This window comes from Bifidobacterium sp. UBA744 (genome assembly GCA_002298605.1).
In the GTDB taxonomy this organism is placed as follows: Bacteria; Actinomycetota; Actinomycetes; order Actinomycetales; family Bifidobacteriaceae; genus Bifidobacterium.
This window is the reverse complement of the sequence record DBKS01000027.1, coordinates 72,559-73,716: the sequence shown is the minus strand read 5'-3', so window position 1 is coordinate 73,716 and position 1,158 is coordinate 72,559. Positions and strand designations below refer to the sequence as shown.

The following is a 1,158-nucleotide window of genomic DNA, read 5'->3' as shown; positions in this document are numbered from 1 at the left end:
TGCAAAAGCAACCAAAGCCCCCGCTCCAATCATCACAATGATCCGATATGGATCTGATATGACCGGAACGGAGGCTTTCGGCAATGGCAATCAGCGCAATGCTTGCGCACTGATCACACATAGATCACGCATAAATATTGCGCGGGCGCATATCGGCGGGCAGGCCCTCAAGCAGATGCGTCACCGAACGCGATTCAAACACCGAGCGAATGCCGGCGGCCAGCAGCGGCGCAACCGACAACACGGTCATATTGGGCAGACGCTTCTCCTCCGGAATCGGCACGGTGTCCATGAACACAATCTCCTTGGCACCGCACTTCGACAGGCGCTCCACAGCCGGCCCGGACAGCAACCCATGCGTGGCGACCAGCGTCACCGACTTGGCGCCCGCATCGTTCAACGTGCGCACGGCCTCGCAAATCGTGCCGGCGGTATCGACCATATCGTCAACCACCACGCAATCACGGCCCTGCACCTCGCCGATGATGCCATGAGCCTCGGCATGGTTCGGGCGCGTGATGTCACGGCTCTTATGGATAAACGCCAGCGGCAACCCACCCAAACGGGCGGCCCACTGCTCGGACACCTTGATGCGGCCGGCATCCGGGGACACAATCGTGGCGGTTTCCAGCGGCACATGGCCACGCACATAATCCAGCAGCACCGGCATGGCGGTCAGATGATCAACCGGACCGTCGAAGAAACCCTGCTCCTGGGAGGCATGCAGATCCACAGTCATAATGCGGTCGGCGCCGGCAGTGCGGAACAAATCGAACATGAGACGCGCGGTGATGGGCTCGCGACCCTGATGCTTCTTGTCCTGACGCGAATAGCCGAAGAACGGCGCGACCACGGTGATGGAACGGGCCGACGCACGCTTCAGCGCGTCAATCATAATCAGCTGTTCCATAATCCACTTGTTGATCTCGCCTGAATGGCACTGCAGCACGAACACGTCCTCGCCGCGCACCGGCTGGGCGAACCGCACATACATCTCGCCATTCGCAAAGTCATACGCCGTAGTGGGGAACAGCTCCACGCCCAGGCATTTGGCGACTTCCTCAGCAAGCTCGGGATATGCTCGACCGGTTACCAACGCAAGGCGCTTCTCAGGCACGCCCTCCAGGACTGCAGACATATAACCTCCGCTTCGCTGTG

1 protein-coding gene is annotated in these 1,158 nt (G+C 60.2%); it reads right to left on the bottom strand.

Going from position 1 to position 1,158, the window contains the following annotated elements; translation table 11 throughout:
• Positions 1-124: 124 nt before the first annotated feature.
• Positions 125-1,138 (bottom strand): ribose-phosphate diphosphokinase, encoded by a 1,014-nt coding sequence (locus B2994_RS03100; protein ID WP_291526919.1) that lies wholly within the window; start codon positions 1,136-1,138, stop codon positions 125-127.
• Positions 1,139-1,158: the final 20 nt, after the last annotated feature.

What these genes read in the sequence shown, in the direction of transcription:
- B2994_RS03100 (WP_291526919.1), bottom strand. Translation starts at nt 1,138, where the DNA reads ATGTCTGCAGTCCTGGAGGGCGTGCCTGAGAAGCGCCTTGCGTTGGTA.